The sequence below is a fragment of the Blastococcus sp. TF02-09 genome (genome assembly GCF_003319105.1).
GTDB lineage: Bacteria > Actinomycetota > Actinomycetes > Mycobacteriales > Geodermatophilaceae > Blastococcus.
In genome coordinates this window covers 138,927-161,689 of the sequence record NZ_QOHH01000007.1, presented here as the reverse complement: position 1 = coordinate 161,689, position 22,763 = coordinate 138,927, and the positions used below count along the sequence as shown (strand labels likewise).

General features: G+C 72.5%; 25 protein-coding genes. 19 read left to right on the top strand and 6 right to left on the bottom strand.

The annotated features are described in order from the left end of the window. Window positions 1–81 precede the first annotated feature (81 nt). Entirely contained in the window at window positions 82–552 is a 471-nt protein-coding gene (locus DQ239_RS12555; RefSeq protein ID WP_233489143.1) for an Rrf2 family transcriptional regulator, read from the bottom strand. Between the two features lie 26 nt (window positions 553–578). On the opposite strand from DQ239_RS12555, the gene DQ239_RS12550 reads away from it, so the two are divergent. Together DQ239_RS12550 and DQ239_RS12545 are read left to right on the top strand one after the other, a co-directional pair. Beyond that, complete coding sequence (locus tag DQ239_RS12550) at window positions 579–1,337, top strand: (deoxy)nucleoside triphosphate pyrophosphohydrolase (RefSeq protein WP_113834745.1); 759 nt, start codon at window positions 579–581, stop codon at window positions 1,335–1,337. Between the two features lie 119 nt (window positions 1,338–1,456). After that, window positions 1,457–2,338 (top strand): DUF559 domain-containing protein, encoded by an 882-nt coding sequence (locus tag DQ239_RS12545; RefSeq protein WP_113834744.1) that lies wholly within the window; start codon window positions 1,457–1,459, stop codon window positions 2,336–2,338. A 117-nt stretch (window positions 2,339–2,455) separates the two neighbouring features. Here DQ239_RS12545 and DQ239_RS12540 read toward each other — a convergent pair whose 3' ends face one another. After that, the gene (locus tag DQ239_RS12540; RefSeq protein ID WP_113834834.1) at window positions 2,456–2,626 is read right to left on the bottom strand and encodes a CsbD family protein; all 171 of its coding nucleotides are present in this window, start codon (window positions 2,624–2,626) and stop codon (window positions 2,456–2,458) included. Window positions 2,627–2,998: 372 nt separating this feature from the next. Here DQ239_RS12540 and DQ239_RS12535 point away from each other — a divergent pair, with 372 nt between their 5' ends. The 9 genes from DQ239_RS12535 to dapC all read left to right on the top strand — a co-directional run bounded on the left by DQ239_RS12535 (window position 2,999) and on the right by dapC (window position 11,642). Continuing rightward, window positions 2,999–4,618: an ABC transporter substrate-binding protein gene (locus DQ239_RS12535; protein WP_199582954.1), complete on the top strand. Its 1,620-nt coding sequence runs from the start codon at window positions 2,999–3,001 to the stop codon at window positions 4,616–4,618. A gap of 142 nt (window positions 4,619–4,760) precedes the next feature. Next, window positions 4,761–5,684, top strand: a complete 924-nt coding sequence (locus DQ239_RS12530) for an ABC transporter permease (protein ID WP_113834743.1) — start codon at window positions 4,761–4,763, stop codon at window positions 5,682–5,684. Next, window positions 5,677–6,648, top strand: coding sequence for an ABC transporter permease (locus tag DQ239_RS12525; RefSeq protein WP_113834742.1), 972 nt, complete (start codon window positions 5,677–5,679; stop codon window positions 6,646–6,648). The genes DQ239_RS12530 and DQ239_RS12525 overlap by 8 nt, the downstream gene beginning before the upstream one ends. Continuing rightward, a complete protein-coding gene (locus DQ239_RS12520) occupies window positions 6,645–7,700 on the top strand; it encodes an ABC transporter ATP-binding protein (RefSeq protein WP_113834741.1) in 1,056 nt (351 codons plus the stop codon). Before DQ239_RS12525 ends, DQ239_RS12520 begins: the two co-directional genes overlap by 4 nt. Window positions 7,701–7,755: 55 nt before the next feature. Then, on the top strand, window positions 7,756–8,766 hold the full coding sequence (locus tag DQ239_RS12515) for a dipeptide ABC transporter ATP-binding protein (protein WP_348519330.1): 1,011 nt from the start codon (window positions 7,756–7,758) through the stop codon (window positions 8,764–8,766). A gap of 27 nt (window positions 8,767–8,793) precedes the next feature. Next, the gene (gene mshB, locus DQ239_RS12510) at window positions 8,794–9,687 is read left to right on the top strand and encodes an N-acetyl-1-D-myo-inositol-2-amino-2-deoxy-alpha-D-glucopyranoside deacetylase (protein WP_113834831.1); all 894 of its coding nucleotides are present in this window, start codon (window positions 8,794–8,796) and stop codon (window positions 9,685–9,687) included. After that, window positions 9,684–10,091 (top strand): hypothetical protein, encoded by a 408-nt coding sequence (locus DQ239_RS12505; RefSeq protein ID WP_233489138.1) that lies wholly within the window; start codon window positions 9,684–9,686, stop codon window positions 10,089–10,091. The genes mshB and DQ239_RS12505 overlap by 4 nt, the downstream gene beginning before the upstream one ends. Before the next feature lie 115 nt (window positions 10,092–10,206). Continuing rightward, a complete protein-coding gene (gene fdxA / locus DQ239_RS12500; protein ID WP_091764542.1) occupies window positions 10,207–10,533 on the top strand; it encodes a ferredoxin in 327 nt (108 codons plus the stop codon). Next, window positions 10,530–11,642 (top strand): succinyldiaminopimelate transaminase, encoded by a 1,113-nt coding sequence (dapC, locus tag DQ239_RS12495; protein ID WP_147252119.1) that lies wholly within the window; start codon window positions 10,530–10,532, stop codon window positions 11,640–11,642. The genes fdxA and dapC overlap by 4 nt, the downstream gene beginning before the upstream one ends. A 61-nt stretch (window positions 11,643–11,703) precedes the next feature. On the opposite strand, the gene DQ239_RS12490 is transcribed toward dapC, so the two are convergent. After that, window positions 11,704–12,216: a hypothetical protein gene (locus tag DQ239_RS12490; protein ID WP_113834739.1), complete on the bottom strand. Its 513-nt coding sequence runs from the start codon at window positions 12,214–12,216 to the stop codon at window positions 11,704–11,706. 102 nt (window positions 12,217–12,318) lie between these two features. Here DQ239_RS12490 and DQ239_RS12485 point away from each other — a divergent pair, with 102 nt between their 5' ends. From DQ239_RS12485 to DQ239_RS12470, 4 genes are all read left to right on the top strand, one after another. Beyond that, window positions 12,319–12,780: a helix-turn-helix transcriptional regulator gene (locus DQ239_RS12485; RefSeq protein ID WP_113834738.1), complete on the top strand. Its 462-nt coding sequence runs from the start codon at window positions 12,319–12,321 to the stop codon at window positions 12,778–12,780. Between the two features lie 5 nt (window positions 12,781–12,785). Next, window positions 12,786–13,196 carry a VOC family protein gene (locus DQ239_RS12480; RefSeq protein WP_113834829.1) on the top strand — a complete coding sequence of 137 codons (411 nt, stop codon included), beginning with the start codon at window positions 12,786–12,788 and terminating at the stop codon, window positions 13,194–13,196. A gap of 99 nt (window positions 13,197–13,295) precedes the next feature. After that, window positions 13,296–15,677, top strand: a complete 2,382-nt coding sequence (locus DQ239_RS12475) for an excinuclease ABC subunit UvrA (protein WP_113834737.1) — start codon at window positions 13,296–13,298, stop codon at window positions 15,675–15,677. Window positions 15,678–15,729: 52 nt separating this feature from the next. Continuing rightward, window positions 15,730–16,314: a hypothetical protein gene (locus DQ239_RS12470; RefSeq protein WP_199582953.1), complete on the top strand. Its 585-nt coding sequence runs from the start codon at window positions 15,730–15,732 to the stop codon at window positions 16,312–16,314. 234 nt (window positions 16,315–16,548) lie between these two features. On the opposite strand, the gene DQ239_RS12465 is transcribed toward DQ239_RS12470, so the two are convergent. The 3 genes from DQ239_RS12465 to dapD all read right to left on the bottom strand — a co-directional run bounded on the left by DQ239_RS12465 (window position 16,549) and on the right by dapD (window position 19,703). Beyond that, on the bottom strand, window positions 16,549–17,973 hold the full coding sequence (locus DQ239_RS12465; RefSeq protein ID WP_113834736.1) for a zinc-ribbon domain-containing protein: 1,425 nt from the start codon (window positions 17,971–17,973) through the stop codon (window positions 16,549–16,551). Between the two features lie 48 nt (window positions 17,974–18,021). Then, window positions 18,022–18,651 (bottom strand): hypothetical protein, encoded by a 630-nt coding sequence (locus tag DQ239_RS12460; protein ID WP_147252113.1) that lies wholly within the window; start codon window positions 18,649–18,651, stop codon window positions 18,022–18,024. Between the two features lie 77 nt (window positions 18,652–18,728). Next, the gene (gene dapD, locus DQ239_RS12455) at window positions 18,729–19,703 is read right to left on the bottom strand and encodes a 2,3,4,5-tetrahydropyridine-2,6-dicarboxylate N-succinyltransferase (protein WP_113834734.1); all 975 of its coding nucleotides are present in this window, start codon (window positions 19,701–19,703) and stop codon (window positions 18,729–18,731) included. 89 nt (window positions 19,704–19,792) lie between these two features. Here dapD and dapE point away from each other — a divergent pair, with 89 nt between their 5' ends. The 4 genes from dapE (at window position 19,793) to DQ239_RS12435 (ending at window position 22,592) form a co-directional block, all read left to right on the top strand. Then, window positions 19,793–20,899 carry a succinyl-diaminopimelate desuccinylase gene (gene dapE, locus DQ239_RS12450; protein WP_113834733.1) on the top strand — a complete coding sequence of 369 codons (1,107 nt, stop codon included), beginning with the start codon at window positions 19,793–19,795 and terminating at the stop codon, window positions 20,897–20,899. A 107-nt stretch (window positions 20,900–21,006) separates the two neighbouring features. Beyond that, window positions 21,007–21,765 carry a TIGR00730 family Rossman fold protein gene (locus DQ239_RS12445; RefSeq protein WP_199582961.1) on the top strand — a complete coding sequence of 253 codons (759 nt, stop codon included), beginning with the start codon at window positions 21,007–21,009 and terminating at the stop codon, window positions 21,763–21,765. 1 nt (window position 21,766) lies between these two features. Continuing rightward, window positions 21,767–22,135, top strand: a complete 369-nt coding sequence (locus DQ239_RS12440; RefSeq protein WP_233489137.1) for a DivIVA domain-containing protein — start codon at window positions 21,767–21,769, stop codon at window positions 22,133–22,135. Further along, window positions 22,128–22,592: an SRPBCC family protein gene (locus DQ239_RS12435; RefSeq protein ID WP_113834731.1), complete on the top strand. Its 465-nt coding sequence runs from the start codon at window positions 22,128–22,130 to the stop codon at window positions 22,590–22,592. The genes DQ239_RS12440 and DQ239_RS12435 overlap by 8 nt, the downstream gene beginning before the upstream one ends. Window positions 22,593–22,763 lie beyond the last annotated feature (171 nt).

Genomic DNA, 22,763 nt, shown 5'->3' with positions numbered 1-22,763 from the left:
AGAACGCCGCCAACGGTCACGGCGCCGATTGTTCCACAGCCGACTTCGCCGGTGCGGGGGAGCGGCTCGGGCCGGCGCCCGTCAGCTGCCGAACGAGCGCCACGCCTCGTCCATGGCGACCAGCTCGGCGGCGTGCTCGGGGAGGTGCCCGGCGACGACGTCGGCCACGGTGACGCCCTCGAGCACCCGGCGGTAGGCCTCGCGGGCGGCGACCCACACCGGGGCGAGACCGGCCGCCGCCCCCGGGTACCGCACGTCCTCGGGGCGCTGGCCGTGCACCTCGGCGAGGAAACCCTGCTCGATCCGCATGATCCGTGCGATGGAGATCTCCGACGCGGGGAGCGCGAGCCGGTAGCCGCCGTCCCGGCCCCGCTGGCTGGTGACCAGCCGGGCCCGCTGCAGGTCGGTGAGGATCGCCTGGAGGAACCGGCTGGGGATGCCCTGGGCGGTGGCGATGGCGTCGGCGGTCATCGACTCGGGCGCCGCCGCGGCGAGTTCGACGACGGCTCGGATGGCGTAGTCGACCCGGGCATTGATGCGCACGGAGGCCATCCTGCCGGTTCTGGGACAGTGGCCGCGTGTTCCGGCTGCGTTTCACCACGTTGGTGGAGGCGCCGCTGACCGTGGCCTTCGACGTGGCCCGTGCCTGCGGCCGCTCCTCGACGACGCCGTTGCACGAGGTCGAATCGGTCCGCCCGCACTCCGACGTCCACGTCTCCAGGCCGAGGACCGGACGCGGCCGGCTGACCTCCACGCGCCGGTTCACCCCCACCGCGGAGGGCACCGTCGTCGACGAGCGGATCGACGGCGCGAGCGGGCTGCCGGGACCCCTGGGGCTGGTGGCCGACCGGGTGCTGCGGCGCCGCCTGGAGCGGTCCGTGCGGGCGGACCTCGCCGGCTACGTCGCGGCGGCGGAGGCCCGGGCGCGCGACGTGGTCCAGGTGGTGGGCGCGGCCCTCGTCGACGGCGACCGCGTGCTGGTGGCGCAGCGGTCGGGCGGGCCGTACGCGGGCCTCTGGGAGTTCCCCGGCGGCAAGGTCGAGCCGGGCGAGTCGCAGCTGGCTGCCCTCGTCCGGGAGTGCGCCGAGGAGCTGGGCGTGGTCGTCGAGGCGGGCGCCTTCCTCGGCGAGGTGCCGCTGGACGGCGTCGTCGGCGGTGGGCCGCGGGGGGCCTCGACGATGCGGGTGTGGGCGGCGCGGATCGCGTCGGGCGAGCCGGTGGCCCACGAGCACGCCGCGCTGCGCTGGGTGACGGCCGACGAGCTGGACGATGTCGACTGGATCGCCGCCGACCGCCCCCTCATCCCCGCCGTCCGCGCCCTCCTCACCCACCCCTGACCCGCTTGTCGCGGAAAAGCGGCCCGCTTTTCCGCGGAAACTCCGGCTGCTTTTCCGCGGAAAAGCAGGGCTGTGGACGGCGGGAGCGCGGGAACGGCCGGGACGGCGACGATGCCGGGATGCTTCTCCGCTCGTCAGGGCTGCACGGCGTCTTCGTCGGGGCGCACGCGGTGTCCGAAGGGGTGCTCACCCGGCACCAGGTGCAGAACGGTCCGTACGTACGGGTGCTGCACGGGGTGTACGCCGATCCGTCGCTGGTCCGGGACCACCTGCTGCGCTGTCGTGCCGCCGCGCTGCTGATGCCGCCGTCGGCCGTGCTGGGTGGACGGTCGGCCGCCGCGCTGCTGGGTGCCCCGGCGCCCGCCTACGCCGACCCCGTCACCGTGGTCGTCCCACCGGGGACCAAGTGGCGTGGACCGGGCGGGGTGCGGGTCCATACCGCTGACGTGCCGGCGTCCGACGTGCTGGTCGACGAGGAGGGCATCCGCCACACGAGCCCGGTGCGGACGGCGTGGGAGGTCGCGACCCTGGAGCCGATCGGCACAGCGGTCGGAGTGCTCGATGCGATGGTGCGGGCCGGCGTGCTCGACGTGGGCGCCCTGCAGCAGATGCAGGAGCGACCGCCCGGTGTGTGGCGGTCGCGGCGGGCTCGGCGGGCGTTCGGGCTGGTCGACGGGCGGAGCGAGTCGCCTCCCGAGTCCTGGGTGCGCGTCGCGTGCGCTCTCGCCGGTCTGCCGGCACCGGTCCCGCAGTACGAGGTGATCGACGGCGGCGTGTGGCTGGCGCGCGTCGACCTGGCCTGGCCCGAGCGACGGCTGATCGTGGAGTACGACGGCGAGTACCACTTCGACGGGCTGCAGATCGCGAAGGACGACGTCCGGTTGACGGCGCTGATCGCGGCCGGCTGGCGCGTCATCCGGCTCTCGGCAGCCGACCTGCGGCACATGGACGACGTCGTCGTACGGATCGCCGCTGCTCTCCGCGCTCCCGCCGCCGGCTGATCCCACCGGCCTGCTTTTCCGCGGAAAAGCGGGCCGCCTTTCCGCGGAAAAGCGCAGAGACGCGGCGGAGGCCGCACCCGGGGATTGGGTGCGGCCTCCGCCGCGCGTGTTGCGGGCTTACTTGAAGGCGTCCTTGACCTTCTCGCCGGCCTGCTTCAGGTTGCTCTTCGTCTGGTCCTTCTGGCCGGCTGCCTGGAGGTCCTTGTCGCCGGTCGCGTTGCCCAGCGCCTCCTTGGCCTTGCCGCCGAGCTCCTCGAGCTTGTTGTTGGCCTTGTCCTCGCCACTCATGAGCATGTCCTCTCGTCGGGGTTCGGGGCCCACCTACCCATGGCCCGGCCGGACCACACCTCGGCGCGTCGGCGCCACCGAGGCCCGCCGCAAGGCGTCCAGAAAACCGGCGACTGCGGCTCACTCCGTCCCGCCGCAGGCCAGGACCCCAGGAGCCCTTCCGGTCACCGCTGTGACATCGTGGACGCAGGTCACAAATGGACAACGCTGGTGGCACCGCCCCCGGCGTATGCCTAGCGTGCTCCCCGTGCACGCCGGGTTCCCACCCGTACGCGTGCAGTCCGACACACGATCGCCAGGCCCCATGCCTCGTGCGGGAGCCTGGCCGACCAGTCCGAGACTCCGCGCTCGCGGAACGAGAGAGGCCTCCACGTGAAGCTCAACAAGCGCCCTGGTGCGCTCGTCGCCACGGCCCTGGCCGGCGCGATGCTGCTGTCCGCCTGTGGCGGCGGCGATGACAACGGATCCGGCTCCACCGGCGGCGAGGGTGGCGGCACCTTCACCGCCTACATCGGTGAGCCCAAGAGCCCGCTCGTCCCGGGCAACACCACCGAGAGCGAGGGCGCGAAGGTCATCGCCGCCCTGTGGACCGGCCTGGTGGGCTACTCCGAGGAGGGCGAGGTCGAGTACTCCGGCGTCGCCGAGTCCATCGAGTCCGAGGACAACCAGAACTGGACGATTACCCTCAAGGACGGGTGGACGTTCCACGACGGGACGCCGGTGAACGCGCAGTCCTTCGTCGACGCGTGGAACTACACCGCCAACCCGCAGAACGCGCAGGACGGCGGCTCGTACCTCTCCCGCATCGCCGGGTTCGACGAGCTCGAGGCGGGCACCGCTACCGAGCTCAGCGGTCTCGCGGTCGAGGACGACCTGACCTTCACCGTGGAGCTCGCCGCCCCGTTCGCGCTGTTCCCCGCGGTCGTCGGCTACGACGCCTTCAACCCGCTCCCCGAGGCCTTCTTCGATGACCCGGAGGCCTTCGGCACCAACCCGATCGGCAACGGCCCGTTCATGGCCGACAGCGAGTACGTGCCGGGTCAGGGCATCACGCTCACCCGCTACGAGGACTACGCCGGTGAGGACGCCGCCCAGGCCGAGGGCATGGAGTTCGTCGTCTACGCCGACCAGGCCACGGCCTACACCGACGCCCAGGACGGCAACGTCGACATCGTCGACGTCATCCCGCCGGACGTGATCGAGTCCGCCGAGAGCGAGTTCGGCGACAACTTCATCAACACCGAGGTCTCCCAGATCACCTACCTGGGCTTCCCGACCTACGACGCCCGGTTCGCCGACCCGCGGGTCCGCCAGGCGTTCTCGATGGCCATCGACCGCGACGCGATCTCCGAGGCGATCTTCTCGGGCACCCGCACCGCGGCTGACTCCTTCATCTCGCCGGTCGTCGACGGCTACCGCGAGGGTGCCTGCGAGTTCTGCACCTTCGACCCCGACGCCGCGAACACGCTGCTGGAGGAGGCCGGCTTCGACAAGAGCCAGCCGGTCGACCTGTGGTTCAACGCCGGTGCCGGCCACGACGCGTGGATCGAGGCCGTCGGCAACCAGCTGCGCACCAACCTGGGCCTGGAGTTCACCCTGCAGGGCAACCTGGACTTCGCCCAGTACCTGCCCCTCGGCGAGGAGAAGGGCTTCACCGGCCCGTTCCGCTACGGCTGGAGCTTCGACTACCCGGCCGCGGAGAGCTACCTGACGCCGCTCTTCACGCCGCAGGCCTTCCCGCCCATCGGCTCGAACTACTCCTTCTACGACAACCCGCAGGTCAACGAGCTGATCAGCGAGGGTGACCAGGCTGCCACGGAGGAGGAGGCGATCGAGCTGTACCAGCAGGCCGAGGACCTCATCGCCCAGGACATGCCGAACGCGCCGCTGTTCTTCACCCAGATCCAGAGCGTCCACACCGACAACGTGGACAACGTCCGGATCGACCTGTTCCAGCGTCCCGTCTGGTCCGAGGTCACCGTCAACGGCTGATCGACCCAGCCACCCGCACCACCCGCCGGGGGCGCCCGTCCGCTGAGGACGGGGCCCCCGGCGGCGCGAGTGCCGCCTGACCGGCACGATGGACACCGGCACCCCGCTCTGAGCAGGGGTGCACACACCCCGGAGGGGGACCATGGGCCGCTACGTCGCGCGCCGACTCTTGCTCACCATCCCCGTGATGCTCGGCGCATCCATCCTGATCTTCGCGATGGTCTACGCCCTGCCTGGCGATCCGATCCGCGCGCTCGCCGGCGACCGCCCGGTGTCGCCGGCCGTCGTCCAGGTGCTCACCGAGCGCTTCCACCTCGACGACCCGCTCTGGGTCCAGTACTGGGAGTACCTCAAGGGGCTCTTCCAGGGCGACCTGGGCACCGACTTCCGCGGCCGCCCCGTGCTGGACACCATCGAGCGGACGCTGCCGGTGACCATCCGGCTGACCATCGTCGCGGTCATCTTCGAGATCATCATCGGCCTGGCGGCGGGCGTGCTCGCCGGCATCCGCCGGAACAGCTTCTTCGACAACCTGGTCCTCGTCTCGACCACCGTCATCGTCGCGATCCCGATCCTGGTGCTGGCCTTCATCGCCCAGCTGCTGTTCGGGCTCAAGCTCGGCTGGTTCCCCATCGCCGGCACGCGCGAGGGCTGGTACAGCTACGTCCTGCCGGGCCTGGTGCTCGCCTCGGGCTCGCTGGCCTACGTGGCCCGGCTGACCCGGACGAGCATCGCCGAGAACCTGCGCGCCGACTTCGTGCGGACGGCGAAGGCCAAGGGGCTCCCCCCGCGGCGCATCATCGTCCAGCACACGCTGCGCAACAGCCTGATCCCGGTCGTCACCTTCATCGGCGCCGACATCGGCGCCCTCCTCGGCGGCGCCATCGTCACCGAGACCGTCTTCAACCTGCCCGGCATCGGCCGCGAGGTCTTCGACGCCATCCGCGCCCAGGAGGGTGCCGTCGTGGTCGGCATCGTGACGCTGATGGTCTTCTTCTTCATCTTCTTCAACCTGGTGGTCGACGTGCTCTACGCCGTCCTGGACCCGAGGATCCGCTATGACTGACCAGCAGCAGGCCGACCTGCGCAAGGACGAGATCGAGGCCGGGACGACGACCGGCCTGGCCAGTCCCTCGGTCGACGTGACCAGCGACCGGCAGAACAGCCTCTGGTCCGACGCGTGGGTGGCGCTCAAGCGCAACCCGTTCTTCTGGATCGGCGCCGTCCTGACCGTGGTGTTCACGGTGATGGCGATCGTGCCGCAGCTGTTCGCCCGGGGGCAGGACCCGCGAGCCTGCGACCTGGCCAACTCCCGGGGGCTGCCCTCGGCCGAGCACTGGTTCGGCTACGACGTGCAGGGTTGCGACTACCTGGCCACCGTCGTCTACGGGGCCCGGAACTCGCTGATCATCGGCATCTTCGCCGTCGTCGTCATCCTGGTGCTGGGCGTCGCCGTGGGCGCGATCGCCGGATACTTCGGTGGCGTCACCGACGGCGTCCTGTCCCGGATCGCGGACATCTTCTACGCGCTGCCGCTGATCCTCGGCGCGCTGGTGCTGCTCCGCGTGGGGCCCGAGACGAGCATCCCGATCATCAACTCCCGCGGTCCGGGCGCGGTCGCGCTGGCGCTGGCGCTGTTCGGCTGGATGACCGCCATGCGGCTGGTCCGCTCGCAGGTCATCGCGGTCCGGAACTCCGACTACGTGGCCGCCGCCCGGGCCATGGGTGCGGGCAACACCCGCATCCTGGTGCGGCACATCCTCCCGAACGCCGTCGCGCCGGTGCTGGTCTACACGACCATCACCATCGGCGTGATCATCGCGGCCGAGGCGACCCTCACCTACCTGGGTGTGGGGCTGCAGCGCCCGGCGTTCTCCTGGGGCCTGCAGATCGAGGCCGGCCAGGACGCCATCCGCAGCGCCCCGCACCTCGTCCTGTTCCCCAGCATCGTCCTGACCCTGACGGTGATGGCCTTCATCCTGATGGGCGACGCCCTGCGCGACGCCCTCGACCCGAGGCAGCGCGCATGAGCCAGTCCCAGACCGATCCCACGACCCGGCGGGCCACCGCAGGCGGTCAGCTGCTCGAGGTCGAGGACCTGCACGTCGAGTTCCGTCAGCGGTCCGGCGTGGTCAACGCCGTCAACGGCATCAGCTACTCGCTCGCCGAGGGCGAGACGCTGGCGATCCTGGGCGAGTCCGGGTCGGGCAAGTCCGTCTCCGCCCAGGCGATCATGGGCATCCTCGACGTCCCGCCGGCGGTCATCCAGGGCGCCATCCGGTTCGAGGGCCGCGACCTGCTCGCCATGAGCGCGGAGGAGCAGCGCCAGGTGCGCGGCCCCGGCATCTCGATGATCTTCCAGGACGCGCTGTCGTCCCTGAACCCGGTCTACAGCGTTGGCTGGCAGATCGGCGAGATGTTCCGCGTGCACCAGGGGGCCTCGCGCAAGGAGGCCAAGCGCAAGGCCGTCGAGCTCATGGACCGCGTGCGCATCCCGGCGGCGGCCAAGCGGGTCGACGACTACCCGCACCAGTTCTCCGGCGGCATGCGCCAGCGCGTCATGATCGCCATGACCATCGCGCTGGACCCGCGCATCCTCATCGCCGACGAGCCGACGACCGCGCTCGACGTCACCGTGCAGGCGCAGGTCATGGACCTGCTCAAGGACCTGCAGCGGGAGACCGGCATGGGGCTGATCCTCATCACCCACGACCTCGGCGTCGTGAACGAGGTCGCCGACAACGTGGCGGTCATGTACGCCGGCCGGATCGTCGAGCGGGGCACCGTCGATGACGTCTTCACCGACGCCGGCCACCCCTACACCGAGGGCCTGATGGCCTCGGTGCCCCAGGTGGAGGCCAAGGGCGGCCGGCTGCAGCCGATCGTCGGGCAGCCGCCGAACCTGGCCGCCATCCCCAGCGGCTGCCCCTTCCACCCGCGCTGCGCGCACCGGCGCCTGGGCGCCGACGCGGCGCCCGGCCGGGAGTGCTCGATCGACGTCCCGCCGCTGCGCCAGGTCGTTCCCGGCCGCGAGGCAGCGTGCCACTACAGCGAGGAGGTCCTCGGTGTCCGAGCCGTCTGAGTCCACCGGCGCGACCGCCGTGTCCGGGTCCAACGGCGCCTCCGCGCGCGGCCCTCTGGGCGAGACGCTCCTGGAGATGCGCGACCTGCAGAAGCACTTCCCGCTGACGCAGGGCATCGTCTTCAAGCGCACGATCGGCCACGTCCGCGCGGTCGACGGCGTGAACATGACGCTGCGCCGCGGGGAGACCGTCGGCCTGGTCGGCGAGTCCGGCTGCGGCAAGTCGACGGTGTCCAAGCTGCTGGTCGCGCTGGAGAAGCCGACCGGCGGGACGATCCGCTACAAGGGCACCGACGTCGCGTCGATGTCCGGCCGGGCGCTCAAGCAGTACCGGCGCGAGGTCCAGATCATCTTCCAGGACCCGTACTCGTCGCTGAACCCGCGCATGACCGTCGGTGACATCGTGGCCGAGGGATGGTCGGTCCACTCGGACATCGCCCCGCGCAAGGACCGGCTCAAGCGCACCCAGGAGCTGCTGGACCGGGTCGGGCTGAACCCGGACTACGTCAACCGCTACCCGCACCAGTTCTCCGGCGGTCAGCGGCAGCGCATCGGCATCGCCCGCGCACTGGCGCTGCGGCCGGAGGTCATCGTGTGCGACGAGCCGGTGTCCGCGCTCGACGTGTCGGTGCAGGCCCAGGTGGTCAACCTGCTCGAGGACCTGCAGGACGACTTCGGCCTGTCCTACCTCTTCATCGCCCACGACCTCTCGGTGGTCCGGCACATCTCCGACCGGGTGTCGGTCATGTACCTGGGCTCGATCGTCGAGGAGGGCACCGACGAGCAGGTCTACACGACGCCGTCGCACCCCTACACGCAGGCGCTGCTGTCCTCGGTCCCGCTGCACGAGCCGCACCTGCGGGGGCAGAAGGACCGCATCCTGCTGCAGGGCGACGTGCCCAGCCCGGCCGACCCGCCCTCGGGTTGCCGGTTCCGGACGCGTTGCTGGAAGGCCCAGGACATCTGCGCCACCGAGGCGCCGGCGCTGGTCGACCGCGGCCAGGGTCACCCGGCGGCGTGCCACTTCGCCGAGGCCCGGACGGTCGTACCGGTCGAGATCGACTGAGCGGTGGTCCGGCAGGATCGCGGTGTGATGGCTCCCGACCGGCGCGTCCTGCTCGTGCACGCCCACCCCGACGACGAGACGATCAACAACGGCGCCACAATGGCGCGGTACGTCGCGGAGGGGGCCGGGGTCACCCTGCTCACCTGCACGCTGGGTGAGGAAGGCGAGATCCTCGTCCCCGAGCTCGCCCAGCTGGCGGCCGACCAGGCCGACCAGCTCGGCGGCTACCGCATCTCCGAGCTCCGGGCGGCCATGGCCGCCCTCGGCGTCACCGACTTCCGCTTCCTCGGCGGGGCGGGTCGCTACCGGGACTCCGGGATGATGGGGACGCCGGCCAACGAGCACCCCCGCGCGTTCTGGAACGCCGACGTCGACGAGGCTGCGGCGCACGCGGTCGCCGTGATCCGCGAGGTGCGGCCGCAGGTGCTGGTGACCTACGACGAGGTCGGGGGCTACGGCCACCCCGACCACATCCAGGCCCACCGGGTGGCCATGCGCGCCGCCGACCTGGCTGCGGACCCCGCCTTCCGGCCCGACCTCGGCCCGGCGTGGACGATCGCCAAGATCTACTGGAACGCGATGCCGCGCTCGGTCGTCAAGGCCGGGATCGAGGCGATGGAGGCACTGGGGGAGGCCTCGCCCTTCGAGGGGCTGGGCGACCTGGACGAAGTGCCGTTCGTGGTCGACGACGACGTGATCACCACCGTCGTCGACGCGCCGGACCAGGCCGGACGCAAGGACGCCGCCATGCGCTCGCACCCCACCCAGATCACCGTGGACGGCCCGTTCTTCGCGCTGTCGAACAACCTGGGCCTCGAGGTCATGGCCGTCGAGCACTACCGCCTGGTGCGGGGGGAGCGCGGCCCGGGCAGCGGCCCGTACGGCTGGGAGGACGACCTGTTCGCCGGCCTGGACGCGTGATCGGCCGGCTCGCCGCGCGCACCGGCTGGGCGCTGGCCGCCGTCGCCGTCGCCGCCTGGCTGGCGCTCGCCGAGGCGTTCTGGCTGCCGCTGCGGGCCGGCGCCGTGCCCGTCCCGCTGTCGGTGGTCGCCGCGGTGGCCGGCAACCTGCTGCTCGTGCCCCTGGCGCACCGGCTGTCGGGCTCGCGCGCGGTAGCCGTCCTGCCGGGGGTGGTGTGGCTGGTCGTCGCCCTCGGCGCCACCGTGCAGCGCCCCGAGGGGGACCTCGTGCTGACCGGCGGGGGAGCGACTGGCGCGGTCGGGCTGGCGTTCCTGGTGTGCGGCGTGCTCGCGGCCGCGTTCGCCGTCGGGCGCGTCCTGGCCGCGCCGGTCCGGTCCCGTCCCGCGGCTCCCTCCACCGGGTGAGCCCGCGAGGAAGGGCACCCTTCCCGGCCGCGCGGCCGCGGGAGGGTGATACTAATGCAGCCGATCGACCGTCCCCGCGGTCGTCGCCCGCACCGTCCTTCCGGGAGGAACCACCGTGACCTACGTCATCACACAGGCCTGCGTCGACGTCCTCGACAAGGCGTGCATCGACGAGTGCCCGGTGGACTGCATCTACGAGGGCGACCGGATGCTCTACATCCACCCCGACGAGTGCGTCGACTGCGGTGCGTGCGAGCCGGTCTGCCCGGTCGAGGCGATCTACTACGAGGACGACGTCCCGGACAAGTGGAAGGACTTCTACAACGCCAACGTGGAGTTCTTCTCCGACCTGGGCAGCCCCGGCGGCGCCGCCAAGACCGGGAAGATCAACAAGGACCACCCGCTGGTCGCGGCGCTCCCGCCCCAGGGCGAAGGGCACTGACCGCCCAGGTCCCCGGCCGGGTCCTGCCGGACTTCCCGTGGGACTCGCTGGAACCGGCGCGGCTGCGCGCCGCGCAGCACCCTGACGGCGTCGTCGACCTCTCGATCGGGACGCCGGTCGAAGACACCCCGGCACTGCTCGGTGCGGCGCTGTCCGCGGCCGGCAACGCGCCGGGCTACCCGACCGCGCTCGGCACCGCCGCGCTGCGGACGGCGGCCGCCGGCTGGCTGCAGCGGCGCCTGGGCGTGACGGTCGCCGATCCGCTCGGGGCCGTCCCCTCGGTCATCCCGACGGTCGGCTCCAAGGAGCTGGTCGCCCTGCTGCCGACGCTGCTGGGGCTGCCCGCCGGCGGCACGGTGCTGATCCCGTCGGTCGCCTACCCGACCTACGAGGTGGGGGCCGTGGTCGCCGGGCTCGCCGTCCAACGCACCGACGTCCCGCCGGACGACGCCGACGGCGTGGTGCTGGTCTGGCTGAACTCCCCGGGCAACCCGCACGGCCGCGTCCTGGCCGACGACGAGCTGCGCGCCTGGGTCGAGTGGGGCCGGGCACACGGCGTCCCCGTCGCCGCCGACGAGTGCTACGTGACGCTGGGCTGGGACGTCCAGCCGCGGTCGATCCTGCACCCCGCCGTCGCCGGGGACGACCACACCGGGCTGCTCGCGGTCCACTCGCTGTCCAAGCAGTCCAGCGCGGCGGGGTACCGCGGCGGCCTGCTGTCCGGCGACCCGGCGCTCGTGCGCCGCGCGTGGGAGGTCCGCCGGCACCTCGGGCTGCTGGTGCCCACGCCGGTGCAGGCCGCGATCGCCGCGGCCCTGGACGACGACGCGCACGTCGACGCCCAGCGCGAGCGCTACGGCGCCCGCCGCGACCGGCTGGCCGCGGCGGTGCGCGCGGCCGGACTGCGGATCGACCACTCCGAGGCCGGCCTCTACCTGTGGGTCACCCGCGACGAGGACTGCTGGGCGACGATCGACTGGCTCGCGGGTCTGGGGATCGTGGCCGCCCCGGGCAGCTTCTACGGGCCCGCCGGGTCGCGGCACGTCCGCATGGCGCTCACCGCCACCGACGAGCGGATCGACGCCGCCGTGGAGCGCCTGGCCCACTGATGGCCCCTCTGCAGGGGCCCGCCGCGAGCGTGCGAGCGGTGGGGGGCAGAGGGGTCCTTCTTCAGGCCGGCTCGCGGTGGCGGATCACCGTCGCCGGACCGGTCCGCCGGGCGGCGGTGAGGCTGAGCGTGGCGCGCCGGAAGACCTCGTGCGGCGTCAGGTCCGAGCGCAGCGCGGCGATGCCCGCAGCCGCGGACAGGCCGGGGATCCCGAGCGCGTCGACGCCGGCGGTGAGCCGCCGGGCGGCGACCTCGGCGGCCGTCTCGTCGCCGGCGAGCACGATGGCGAACTCCGCCGCGCCGGCGCCACCGAGCCAGTCGTCGCCGCGCAGCGAGCGGGCGAGCAACATCGTGACGGCGGACAGCGTCGGGGCGGGGGTCGGCCAGCCGTCGTCGCGGCGCAGCAGCCCCACGATCAGCAGCGTCGTCGGCCAGCGGCGGACCGAGGGGAGGGTCTCGTCGAGCCGGGCCAGCAGGTCCTCGCGGGTCGGCAGCAGGACGGTCACGTCGGCGACCGCGGTGTCGTCGGGACCCGCGGTGACCGCCGGACCGGAAGGGGAGGAGGCGATCGTCATGCCACGGAGTCGGCTCGCCCGCATCCCGGGTTGAGCCCTCCTCCCTCCGTCGGGGGAGCGGAGCGGTCCACCGGGTGTGGCCGGCGTGGCAGCATCCGGTGGGTGGGCAGCGGACCGGTCCCGGAGCAGCGGCTGCGCGACCTCGCCCGCCTGCGCCGGGTGAAGGACCGTATCGACCGGGAGTACGCCCGGCCGCTGGACGTCGAGGCGCTGGCCCGGGGTGCGCACATGTCCGCCGGGCACCTCAGCCGGGAGTTCCGGGCGGCGTACGGGGAGTCGCCCTACGCCTACCTGATGACCCGGCGCATCGAGCGGGCCATGACGCTGCTGCGGCGCGGGGAGATGACCGTGACCGAGGTCTGCTTCGCCGTCGGCTGCTCCTCGCTCGGGACGTTCAGCACGCGTTTCACCGAGCTGGTGGGCATGCCGCCCAGCGTCTACCGGCGGGAGGCCGCCGGAACGACGACGGGGATGCCCGCGTGCGTGGCCAAGCAGGTCATCCGGCCGGTACGGGAATCGGTCAGGAATCGAGAAGCACAGGTCGGGACGCCGTCCCTAGCGTGAGCGCCATGGACCTCACCATCCACACCGCCTCGCTCCCGCACACCGACCCGGACGCCTCGCTGGCCTTCTACCGCGACGCTCTCGGCTTCGAGGTCCGCCAGGACGTCGGGACCGGCGCGATGCGGTGGATCACCGTCGGTCCCTCCGGACAGCCCGGCACATCCATCCTCCTGGCCCCGCCGGCCGTCGACCCCGGCATCACCGAGGACGAGCGTCGCACCATCGCGGAGATGATGGCCAAGGGCACGTACGGCTGGATCATGCTGGACAGCGACGACCTGGACGCGGCCTTCGAGCAGGTCCAGGCCAGCGGAGCCGAGGTCATGCAGGAGCCGGCCGACCAGCCCTACGGCGTCCGCGACTGCGCCTTCCGCGACCCGGCCGGCAACACGGTCCGGATCCAGCAGCGCAGCTGAGAACCGGGCCCTCGACCGGTCATCCCTGTCGGACACCCCTGGTAGAAATCCGGACGGTCGCTGCCGCGCGGCCGGTCCCGACGATGGAGGCACCGACGCATGAGCGCGACGACCGACGCCACCGGACGGCACGCCGCCGACAGCCACGACGTCATCCGGGTGCTGGGCGCGCGGGTGAACAACCTCAAGGACGTCAGCGTCGAGCTGCCCAAGCGCCGGCTCACCGTGTTCACCGGCGTCTCCGGCTCGGGCAAGAGCTCGTTGGTCTTCGCGACCATCGCCGCGGAGTCCCAGCGGCTGATCAACGAGACCTACAGCGCCTTTCTGCAGGGCTTCATGCCGTCTTTGGCCCGGCCCGAGGTCGACCTGCTCGAGGGCCTGACGACGGCGATCATCGTCGACCAGGAGCGGATGGGGGCCAACCCGCGGTCCACGGTCGGCACCGCCACCGACGCCAACGCGATGCTGCGGATCCTGTTCAGCCGGCTGGGGATGCCGCACATCGGCCCGCCCACCGCCTTCTCGTTCAACGTGCCGACTCGCAAGGCCTCCGGCGTGATGAGCACCGAGAAGGCCGGCGGCCGGGTCGAGAAGGCCGTGGTGCGCGACCAGGTCTACCTCGGCGGCATGTGCCCGCGGTGCGAGGGCATGGGCTCGGTGTCGGACTTCGACCTGACGGCGCTGTTCGACGCGGAGAAGTCGCTGGCCGAGGGCGCGCTGACGGTGCCCGGTTACAGCATGGACGGGTGGTACGGGCGGATCTTCGCCGGCGCCGGGTTCGACATGGACAAGCCGCTCGGGGCGTTCACGAAGAAGGAGCTCGACGACCTCCTCTACAAGGAGCCGACCAAGATCAAGGTCGAGGGCATCAACCTGACCTTCGAGGGCGTCATCCCCAAGATCCAGAAGTCGATGCTCTCCAAGGACGTCGAGTCGCTGCAGCCGCACGTGCGGCGCTTCGTCGAGCGCGTCATCACCTTCCAGACCTGCCCGGAGTGCGAGGGCACGAGGCTCACCGCGGAGGCCCGCTCGTCCCGGATCAACGGCAGGAACATCGCCGACCTCTGCGCGATGCAGATCAGCGACCTCGCCGAGTGGGTCCGGGACCTGGACGAGCCGTCCGTGGCGCCGCTCCTGGCCGGGCTGCAGCACCTGCTCGACTCGTTCACCGAGATCGGGCTGGGCTACCTCTCCCTCGACCGGCCCGCGGGCACCCTGTCCGGTGGCGAGGCGCAGCGGACGAAGATGATCCGGCACCTCGGGTCCTCGCTCACCGACGTCACCTACGTCTTCGACGAGCCGACCGTCGGCCTGCACCCGCACGACATCGAGCGGATGAACGGCCTGCTGTTGCAGCTGCGCGACAAGGGCAACACCGTGCTGGTCGTCGGGCACAAGCCCGAGACCATCGCCATCGCCGACCACGTCGTCGACCTGGGGCCCGGAGCGGGCACGGCCGGTGGCGTCGTCTGCTTCGAGGGCACCGTGGCGGAGCTTCGGACCAGCAGCACCAGCACCGGGCAGCACTTCGGGTACCGGGCATCGGTGAAGGATTCGGTGCGCTCCGCGTCCGGGGTGCTCGAGGTGCGCGGCGCGTCGGCGCACAACCTGCGCGACGTCGACGTCGACGTCCCGCTCGGCGTGCTGTGCGTGCTCACCGGCGTGGCGGGCTCGGGCAAGAGCTCGCTGGTCACCGGCTCGATCGCCGGACGGGAGGGCGTGGTCGTCGTCGACCAGGGCGCCATCAAGGGCTCGCGGCGCAGCAACCCGGCCACCTACACCGGGCTGCTGGAGCCGATCCGCAAGGCGTTCGCGAAGGCCAACGGGGTGAAGCCGGCGCTGTTCAGCTCGAACTCCGAGGGCGCCTGCCCGACCTGCAACGGCGCGGGCGTCATCTTCACCGACCTGGGCGTCATGGCCACCGTCGAGTCCCCGTGCGAGGAGTGCGAGGGCCGGCGGTTCCAGGCATCGGTGCTGGAGTACACGTTCGGGGGCAGGAACATCGCCGAGGTGCTCGCGACGTCGGTCGCCGAGGCCGAGACGTTCTTCGGCTCCGGCGAGGCCAGGGTGCCCGCCGCGCACACGATCCTCGACCGGCTGGTCGACGTGGGGCTCGGTTACCTGAGCCTGGGCCAGCCGCTGACGACGCTGTCCGGTGGCGAGCGGCAGCGGCTGAAGCTGGCCACCCAGATGGCGGAGAAGGGCAGCGTCTACGTCCTGGACGAGCCGACCACGGGCCTGCACCTGGCCGATGTCGAGAACCTGCTGGGCCTGCTCGACCGGCTCGTCGACTCCGGTCGCTCGGTCGTCGTCATCGAGCACCACCAGGCGGTGATGGCGCACGCCGACTGGATCATCGACCTGGGGCCGGGCGCGGGCCGCGACGGCGGGCAGGTGGTGTTCGAGGGGACGCCGGCCGACCTCGTGGCCGACCGGTCCACGCTGACCGGGCAGCACCTGGCGTCCTACGTCGGCCGGTGACCGGCGGCCGCGCTCTTCCGCCGGGAGGCGTGCGGCCCTAGCGTCGGCGCCCATGAGCTGGATCGCCGACGCCGACGAGAGCACCTCCCCGGAGGCGGCCGCAGCCTTCGACCGCGATCGGCTGGCACTCGGGTACGTCGCGAACTACACGAAGGTCTTCGCCCGCCGCCCCGCCGTCCTCGAGGCCTGGCGCGGGCTGAATGCGGCGGTCAAGGCGTCGATGGATCCGCGCCGCTACGAGCTGGCCACCGTGTCCGCCGCCCTGCGGCTGCGGTCCAGCTACTGCTCGCTGGCGCACGGCGCGGTGCTGGTGGACCAGTTCGACGCCGCGCCGGAGGTGCGGGCGGTCGCCGGCGGCGTCCCGGGCGAGCTCGACCCGGTGGACGCCGCCGTCGTCCGGCTGGCCGCCCAGGTCGCCGGGGGAGCGGCGGACCTCACCGAGCAGGACCTGGGCGAGGTGCGGGCCCTCGGCCTGTCCGACGACGAGATCCTCGACGTCGTCCTCGCGGCGGCGGCCCGGTGCTTCTTCAGCACCGTGCTGGACGCCACGGGCACCGAGCCCGATGCCGCCTACCGGTCGCGGGACCCGGAGCTGCGGGAGGCCCTGGTGGTCGGGCGGCCGATCGCCGACGACTGACGACCGGGACTCAGGCGCAGCCGAGGGCCCGTGCCGACGCTGTCGGCGGAGTACGGCTGCCGTGAGCCATGCTGCGACCTCAGCGCAAAAGGCGGCGCTTCCGAGCACCTCGGCTCCAGCCACAAGGGCGGCAACCTGCCGAGGAGGGGTGGCGGTTCAGGGTCTGAGGAGAGGCCACCCAGGGGCGACTGCAGTAGCGGCAGGTCCATCGGCACCTGTCCGTGCTGTTTGGCTTCAGGTCGAACGGGCTCTTGCCGGATGGGTGAGGTTCTCGACGAAGGCCGAGACCAGCTCGGGGTGTCGGTCGGCGAAGCTCTGGCCGGTACGCGGCGCGGCCGCGCGCGCGGCACCGCGACGGTAGGAACAGGGCGGGCACCCGGTGCCCAGGAGCGTCCGGTTGGCCACGCGCGCTTCCCACTGATGTCCGCAGTCGGCGCAGCGCCAGTGGACACGGTCGTTCCCCGCAGGAGCCAGGTCAGCCGCACTGAGCTCGGGTCGGCCGACCACGGCGACGAATTGGGCAGCGACACGCGGATGCTCGGACAGCAAACTTCGACGGCGTGCGCCGGACCGCAAGCGTCGCCAGCGCACGTCCGCCTGGATGAGGGCGACGCTGCGCTCAGCGGCCGAGGGGACGCGTGTCGGCAGATGGGGTGCAAAGTCGTGCAAGGCCCCGACGACGGCTGTGGCCCACAGCCAGGGGTCCCTGCCAGCTGCCTCGGTGAGCAGCACCTGTTGTCTCGACTCTGCTGCGGGCACCGTCAAGAGCCCGAGGGGGTGTGGTCGGACGCGGACATACCTTTCGCCAGCGAGCCGACTCAGCTTGCGAGCGTCACGGGCCGCCGCGTTGGGCGAGCCGTGCCAGCGCGTGGGGTCCAGGTCCACGAGTAGGTCCGCCCCCTCGACGTAGAGGTCGATGAGCTCGTCCTTCGAGGTGCCCGGCCAAGGGACGCGGGCCCCTACCGTCACGGCCAAGCCGGTGCTGGCTTCGACGAGTGCGGCGACCTCGAACTCGTGCCGGCTGGTCCACAGACCACTCAGACAGGTGGGGCACTGGTTTGCGTACTTAACCCGTTGGCGGGCGGCGGTCTCCCATTCGTGCCCAGCCGTGCAGCGCCACTGGATACGGTCGTGCGACCCGCTGGGTGTTGTGGTGGCGTCTCGATCCGGGCGGCTCACGTTCCTCACGAACTGCGCTGCCAGGTCTGGTGCGACGTGCGACAGCGGTTCGGTCTTGGGGGCGCGAGCCCGAGCGAGTTCCTTCCCTCGCCTCACCGCGCATCTCGGGCACCCCGACCGCCGCCGCGTCCGGTTGGCCACCGATGTGATCCACTCGTGCGCGCACGTCGGGCAGCGCCAACGACACCGGGCGCCGCTGCCCGGGGACAGATCCTTCGCCTCGCGCGTCAGCGGTGCGCCGTCGACCACGCACACGAACTGGGCGGCGACGTCCGGGTGCTGCGCGGCGAGTCCGGTGACTCGTGCGCGCAGCGCGCGGGGGTCCAGGTTCCACGCACGCGCCTTGAGGCGGACCATCTCTGCGCTGCGCTCGTACCGTGCGCCCACCTGCTCGGGCGTGAGACCGGTCGAGAACAGCTCGATGAGGTCGGCGCGACCGACATCCCTCCAGTGCAGCGGTGGTTCAGCGCGCTTGCCCATGATGTGACCCTGGCGGAGGGCGCCGACAGTTCTCGGGGCTGACGAGTCTCAGGCGCAGCCGAGGGCGTTCGCGCTCAGTGCCGCGGTCAGCTCCTTGGCCATCGGCTCCCACTGGCCGACCCGTTCGGGATACGCGGAGCGCTGCACCCGATCAGAGGCGTCGACCACCGATCGAGTCTCCCAGTTCGGTACCTGCACCAGCCGGTCGTAGAAGATGCCCGCCGCGTGGACCGGGTCCTGCACCTGCGCCGGCGTGCCCCAGCCCTGCGAGGGCCGCTGCTGGAAGAGCCCGAGCGAGTCGCGGTCGCCGTGGTCGAGGTTGCGCAGCGTGGACTCCTGCATCGCCGTCGCCAGAGCGATCACGATCGCCCGGTCCGGCAGGCCGCGCTCCCGGCCCACGCGCGCAATCGTCGCCGCGTTCTGCGCCTGGTCAGGGGTGAGCCGGACGCTGCCGGTTCCGACGGGACCCTCGACGGTGCAGACGACCGCCGGGACGTCGTCCGCCGCTCGCGCCCAGGCGACGCCGAGCAGGACGACGGCCGCGACGATCACCAGCGGCCACCAGTTGTCCTTCTTGCCCCGGCGGCCACCGGTACCGCGCCGCGTCGACGGCCGTCGGGCGGGGCGGCGGCGGGCGGGCGAGGCCGCGCGCATCGCGGTCGACGTGGAGGAGGCCATCGCCACCGAGCCTAGTAAGAGGACCAGCCTTCCCCCCGCACCTCGCACGCTCGCTGCGGGCCCCTGAAGGCTGGCCGTCAGTTCGCGTGCAGCTCCGCGTTGAGGGCTCCCCAGGCGCGCCCCGTGCGGTCGACGGCCTCGAGGGCACCGCTGACGCTGTTGCGCCGGAACAGCAGGCCGTCGCGTCCGGAGAGCTCGCGCGCCTTGACCACCGAGCCGTCGGGCAGCGTGATCCGCGAGCCGCCGGTGACGTAGCAGCCGGCCTCGACGATGCAGTCGTTCCCCAGCGAGATGCCGATGCCGGCGTTGGCCCCGAGCAGGCAGCCGGTGCCGATGGAGACGACCTCGGTGCCGCCACCGGACAGCGTGCCCATGATCGAGGCGCCACCGCCGATGTCGCTGTCGGCGCCCACGACGACGCCCTGGCTGATCCGGCCCTCCACCATGGAGGGGCCCAGGGTCCCGGCGTTGAAGTTGACGAAGCCCTCGTGCATGACCGTGGTGCCCTCGGCGAGGTGGGCGCCCATGCGGACCCGGTCGGCGTCGGCGATGCGCACGCCGGTGGGGATGACGTAGTCGACCATCCGCGGGAACTTGTCGACGCCGAACACGGTCACGTGGCCGACCGCGGCCCGCAGCCGGTGCGCGTTGAACGTCGCCGCCTCGACCGGGCCGGCGCTGGTCCACGCCACGTTGGTGAGCAGCCCGAAGATGCCGGTCATGTTCGCGCTGTTGGGCTTGATCAGCCGGTGCGAGAGCAGGTGCAGCCGCAGCCACACGTCGTAGGTGTCCACCGGCGGGGCGGACAGGTCGGGGATGACGGTGCGGACGGCGATGATCTCCACGCCACGGGCCTCGTCGGTGCGCACCAGGCCGCCGTAGTCGGGACCGAGCTCGCCGGAGAGCTCCAGGGCGCCGAGCCGCGTGGTGCCGGCCTTCGCGTTCTCGGGCGCACCCAGCCGGGGTTCCGGGAACCAGGTGTCGAGCACCGTGCCCGAGGGCGTCACGGTGGCGAGGCCGGCGGCGGAAGCGGAGACGGTCGCGGCAGTCACGGGTACGACGCTACCGGTGCCGGACCCCGCTCCAGCCACCCCTCGCAGGCTCCGGCCGAGCCCCTGACCGGGGCCGTAGGCTCGGCGGTGTGAGCGACCTCCCTCCGCTGGACCTCTCCGCCGACGTCCTCACGCTGACCCGTGCGCTGGTCGACGTCCCCTCGGTGTCGGGGACCGAGAAGCCGTTGGCCGACCTCGTCGAGGCCGCCCTGCGCGGCCTCGGCGGGCTGGAGGTCGAACGGATCGGGAACAACGTGCTGGCCCGCACCAACCTCGGCCGGCCGACGCGGGTGGTGCTCGCCGGTCACCTGGACACCGTGCCGATCGCCGACAACGTGCCGAGCCGCATCGAGGGCGACCGGCTCTACGGCTGCGGCACCAGCGACATGAAGTCCGGGGACGCGGTGATGCTGCGGGTGGCCGGGCGCTTCGGCGTCCCCGGTGCGGAGCCCGCCCACGACCTCACCTTCGCCTTCTACGACAACGAGGAGGTCGAGGCGGTCAAGAACGGCCTCGGCCGGGTGGCGCGGGAACGCCGCGGCTGGCTGTACGGGGACCTCGCCATCCTGCTCGAGCCGACCGACGGCGAGATCGAGGGCGGCTGCCAGGGCACGCTGCGGGTGCGGCTGACGACGCCGGGGCACCGGGCGCACAGCGCGCGCAGCTGGCTCGGGCGCAACGCGATCCACGGGCTGGCCGGACCGCTCGCCACGCTGGCCGCCTACCAGGCGCGCGAGGTCGAGATCGACGGCTGCACCTACCGCGAGGGCCTCAACGCCGTCGGCATCTCCGGCGGGGTCGCGGGCAACGTGATCCCCGACGAGGCCGGACTGCTGGTGAACTTCCGCTACGCACCCGACCGGGACGAGGACGCCGCCGAGGCGCACGTCCGGGAGGTGTTCGCGCAGGCCGTCGCCGACGGCGCGACGCTGGAGATCGTCGACCACTCCGGCGGGGCGCTGCCGGGGCTGTCGGAGCCGGCCGCGGCCGCGTTCGTCGCCGCCGTCGGCCGCCCGGCGCGGGCCAAGCTCGGCTGGACCGACGTCGCCCGGTTCGCCGCCTTCGGCATCCCGGCCGTGAACTACGGGCCGGGTGACCCGCAGCTCGCCCACACCCGCGAGGAGCACGTCCGCATCGACCGGCTGCAGCCGGCCGAGGACGCGCTGGTCGCCTACCTGTCCGGGAGCACCGCATGACCGTTCCGCCCGGCCCGCAGGACGCCGCACCGGAGGGCGGGGCCGGCCGGCCCGCGCCGCAACCGGGTGCCCGGCCGCGGCGGCCCGCCCGGCACCGCGGGCCGGTCATGCTGCGCGGGAACGAGCCCGACCCGCAGGCGGCGGGGACGACGACCGACCAGCGGCTGCTCGACCGCCGGGGCCAGACCGACTGGCTGCACACCGATCCGTGGCGGGTGCTGCGCATCCAGAGCGAGTTCGTCGAGGGCTTCGGGCTGCTCGCCGAGCTGCCGCGGGCCGTCAGCGTGTTCGGCAGCGCCCGCACGCCGGCCGACCACCCGCACTACGCGGCGGGGGTGGCCATCGGCGCCGCGCTGGCGCAGGCGGGGTACGCCGTCGTCACCGGCGGCGGCCCGGGCGCGATGGAGGCGGCCAACCGGGGGGCCTGCGAGGCCGGCGGGCTCTCGGTCGGCCTCGGCATCGAGCTGCCGTTCGAGCAGGAGCTCAACGAGTGGGTCGACCTCGGCATCACCTTCCGCTACTTCTTCGTCCGCAAGACGATGTTCGTGAAGTACGCGCAGGCCTTCGTCATCCTCCCCGGCGGGTTCGGCACCCTCGACGAGCTGTTCGAGGCGCTCACCCTCGTGCAGACCCGCAAGGTCACCCGGTTCCCCGTCATCCTGTTCGGCACCGGGTACTGGTCCGGGCTGCTCGACTGGATCCGCTCGACCATGGCGGCCACCGGCACGATCAGCCCCGCCGACCTCGAGCTGCTGACCGTCACCGACGACGTCGCCGAGGTGGTCGCGGCGATCCAGGCGGCCGACGCCGCCAGGGCGCGTGGCGAGAACGGTGGACGTCCCCCGTCCGGCCCGTCCGACGCCTGACGTGCTGGACCTGGTCCTCTTCCTCCTCGGCGTCCTGGTGGTCGCCGCCCTGCTCTTCCTCGGCGCCTCGCTGCTGCTGGGCCGCGGCGAGACCCAGCTGCCCGCCGACCTGGACCGCTCCCCGGTGGAGCTGCCCGTCGAGCGGCCGGTCACCGGGGACGACGTGCGGGCGCTGCGGATGACGGTGACCCTGCGGGGCTACCGGATGACCGAGGTGGACTGGCTGCTCGACCAGTTCGCCCGGACGCTGGACGAGCGCGACGCCGAGATCGCCACGCTCACCGCGCGGCTGCATCCGACCCCCACCGACGACCCCACGAGCGGGCCGACGCCACCCACGGACGACGACGAGGAGCACCCCGATGCCTGAGCTGGTCGAGCGGATCGACGTCGACGCGTCGCCCGAGCGGGTCTGGCAGGTGCTCACCGACTGGGTGGGGCAGGGCGAGTGGATGGTCGCGACCGACGTCGAGACCGTCGGCGGTCCGGCGCAGGGAGTGGGCGGACGGCTCGCGGCACGCACCGGGCTGCCCCTGCCCGGCGGCCGGCACCTCGGGCTGTTGGACACCATGGTCATCACGAAGTGGGACCCGCCGCGGCTGGTCGAGGTGCAGCACACCGGCCGGGTCATCCGGGGCCCGGGCATCTTCGAGATCGAGCCGCGGGGCGAGCACGCCACCTTCGTCTGGACCGAGCGCTTCTACCTGCCCTGGGGCTGGATCGGCGTCGTCCTCACGCCCGGCTGGTACGCCGTCCAGCCGTTCGTGCGGTGGGGCGTGCGCCGCTCGCTGCGCCGCTTCGCCGCCGTCGCCGCCCGGGCCGCCTGACCTCCGGCTGCCGTCGACCCGGCACGGCTCAACAGGGGGCAGGAGCTGCCGAAGACTGAGTGGGCCGGACGGAAGCGCCGTCCCGCCCTGGTCGGGAGGCACACGGTGGACAGGCAGGCCGTTTCCAGGAGCCGTCGCCGGCCGCGGCTGCTCCCCAGCGTCGTCCTCGCC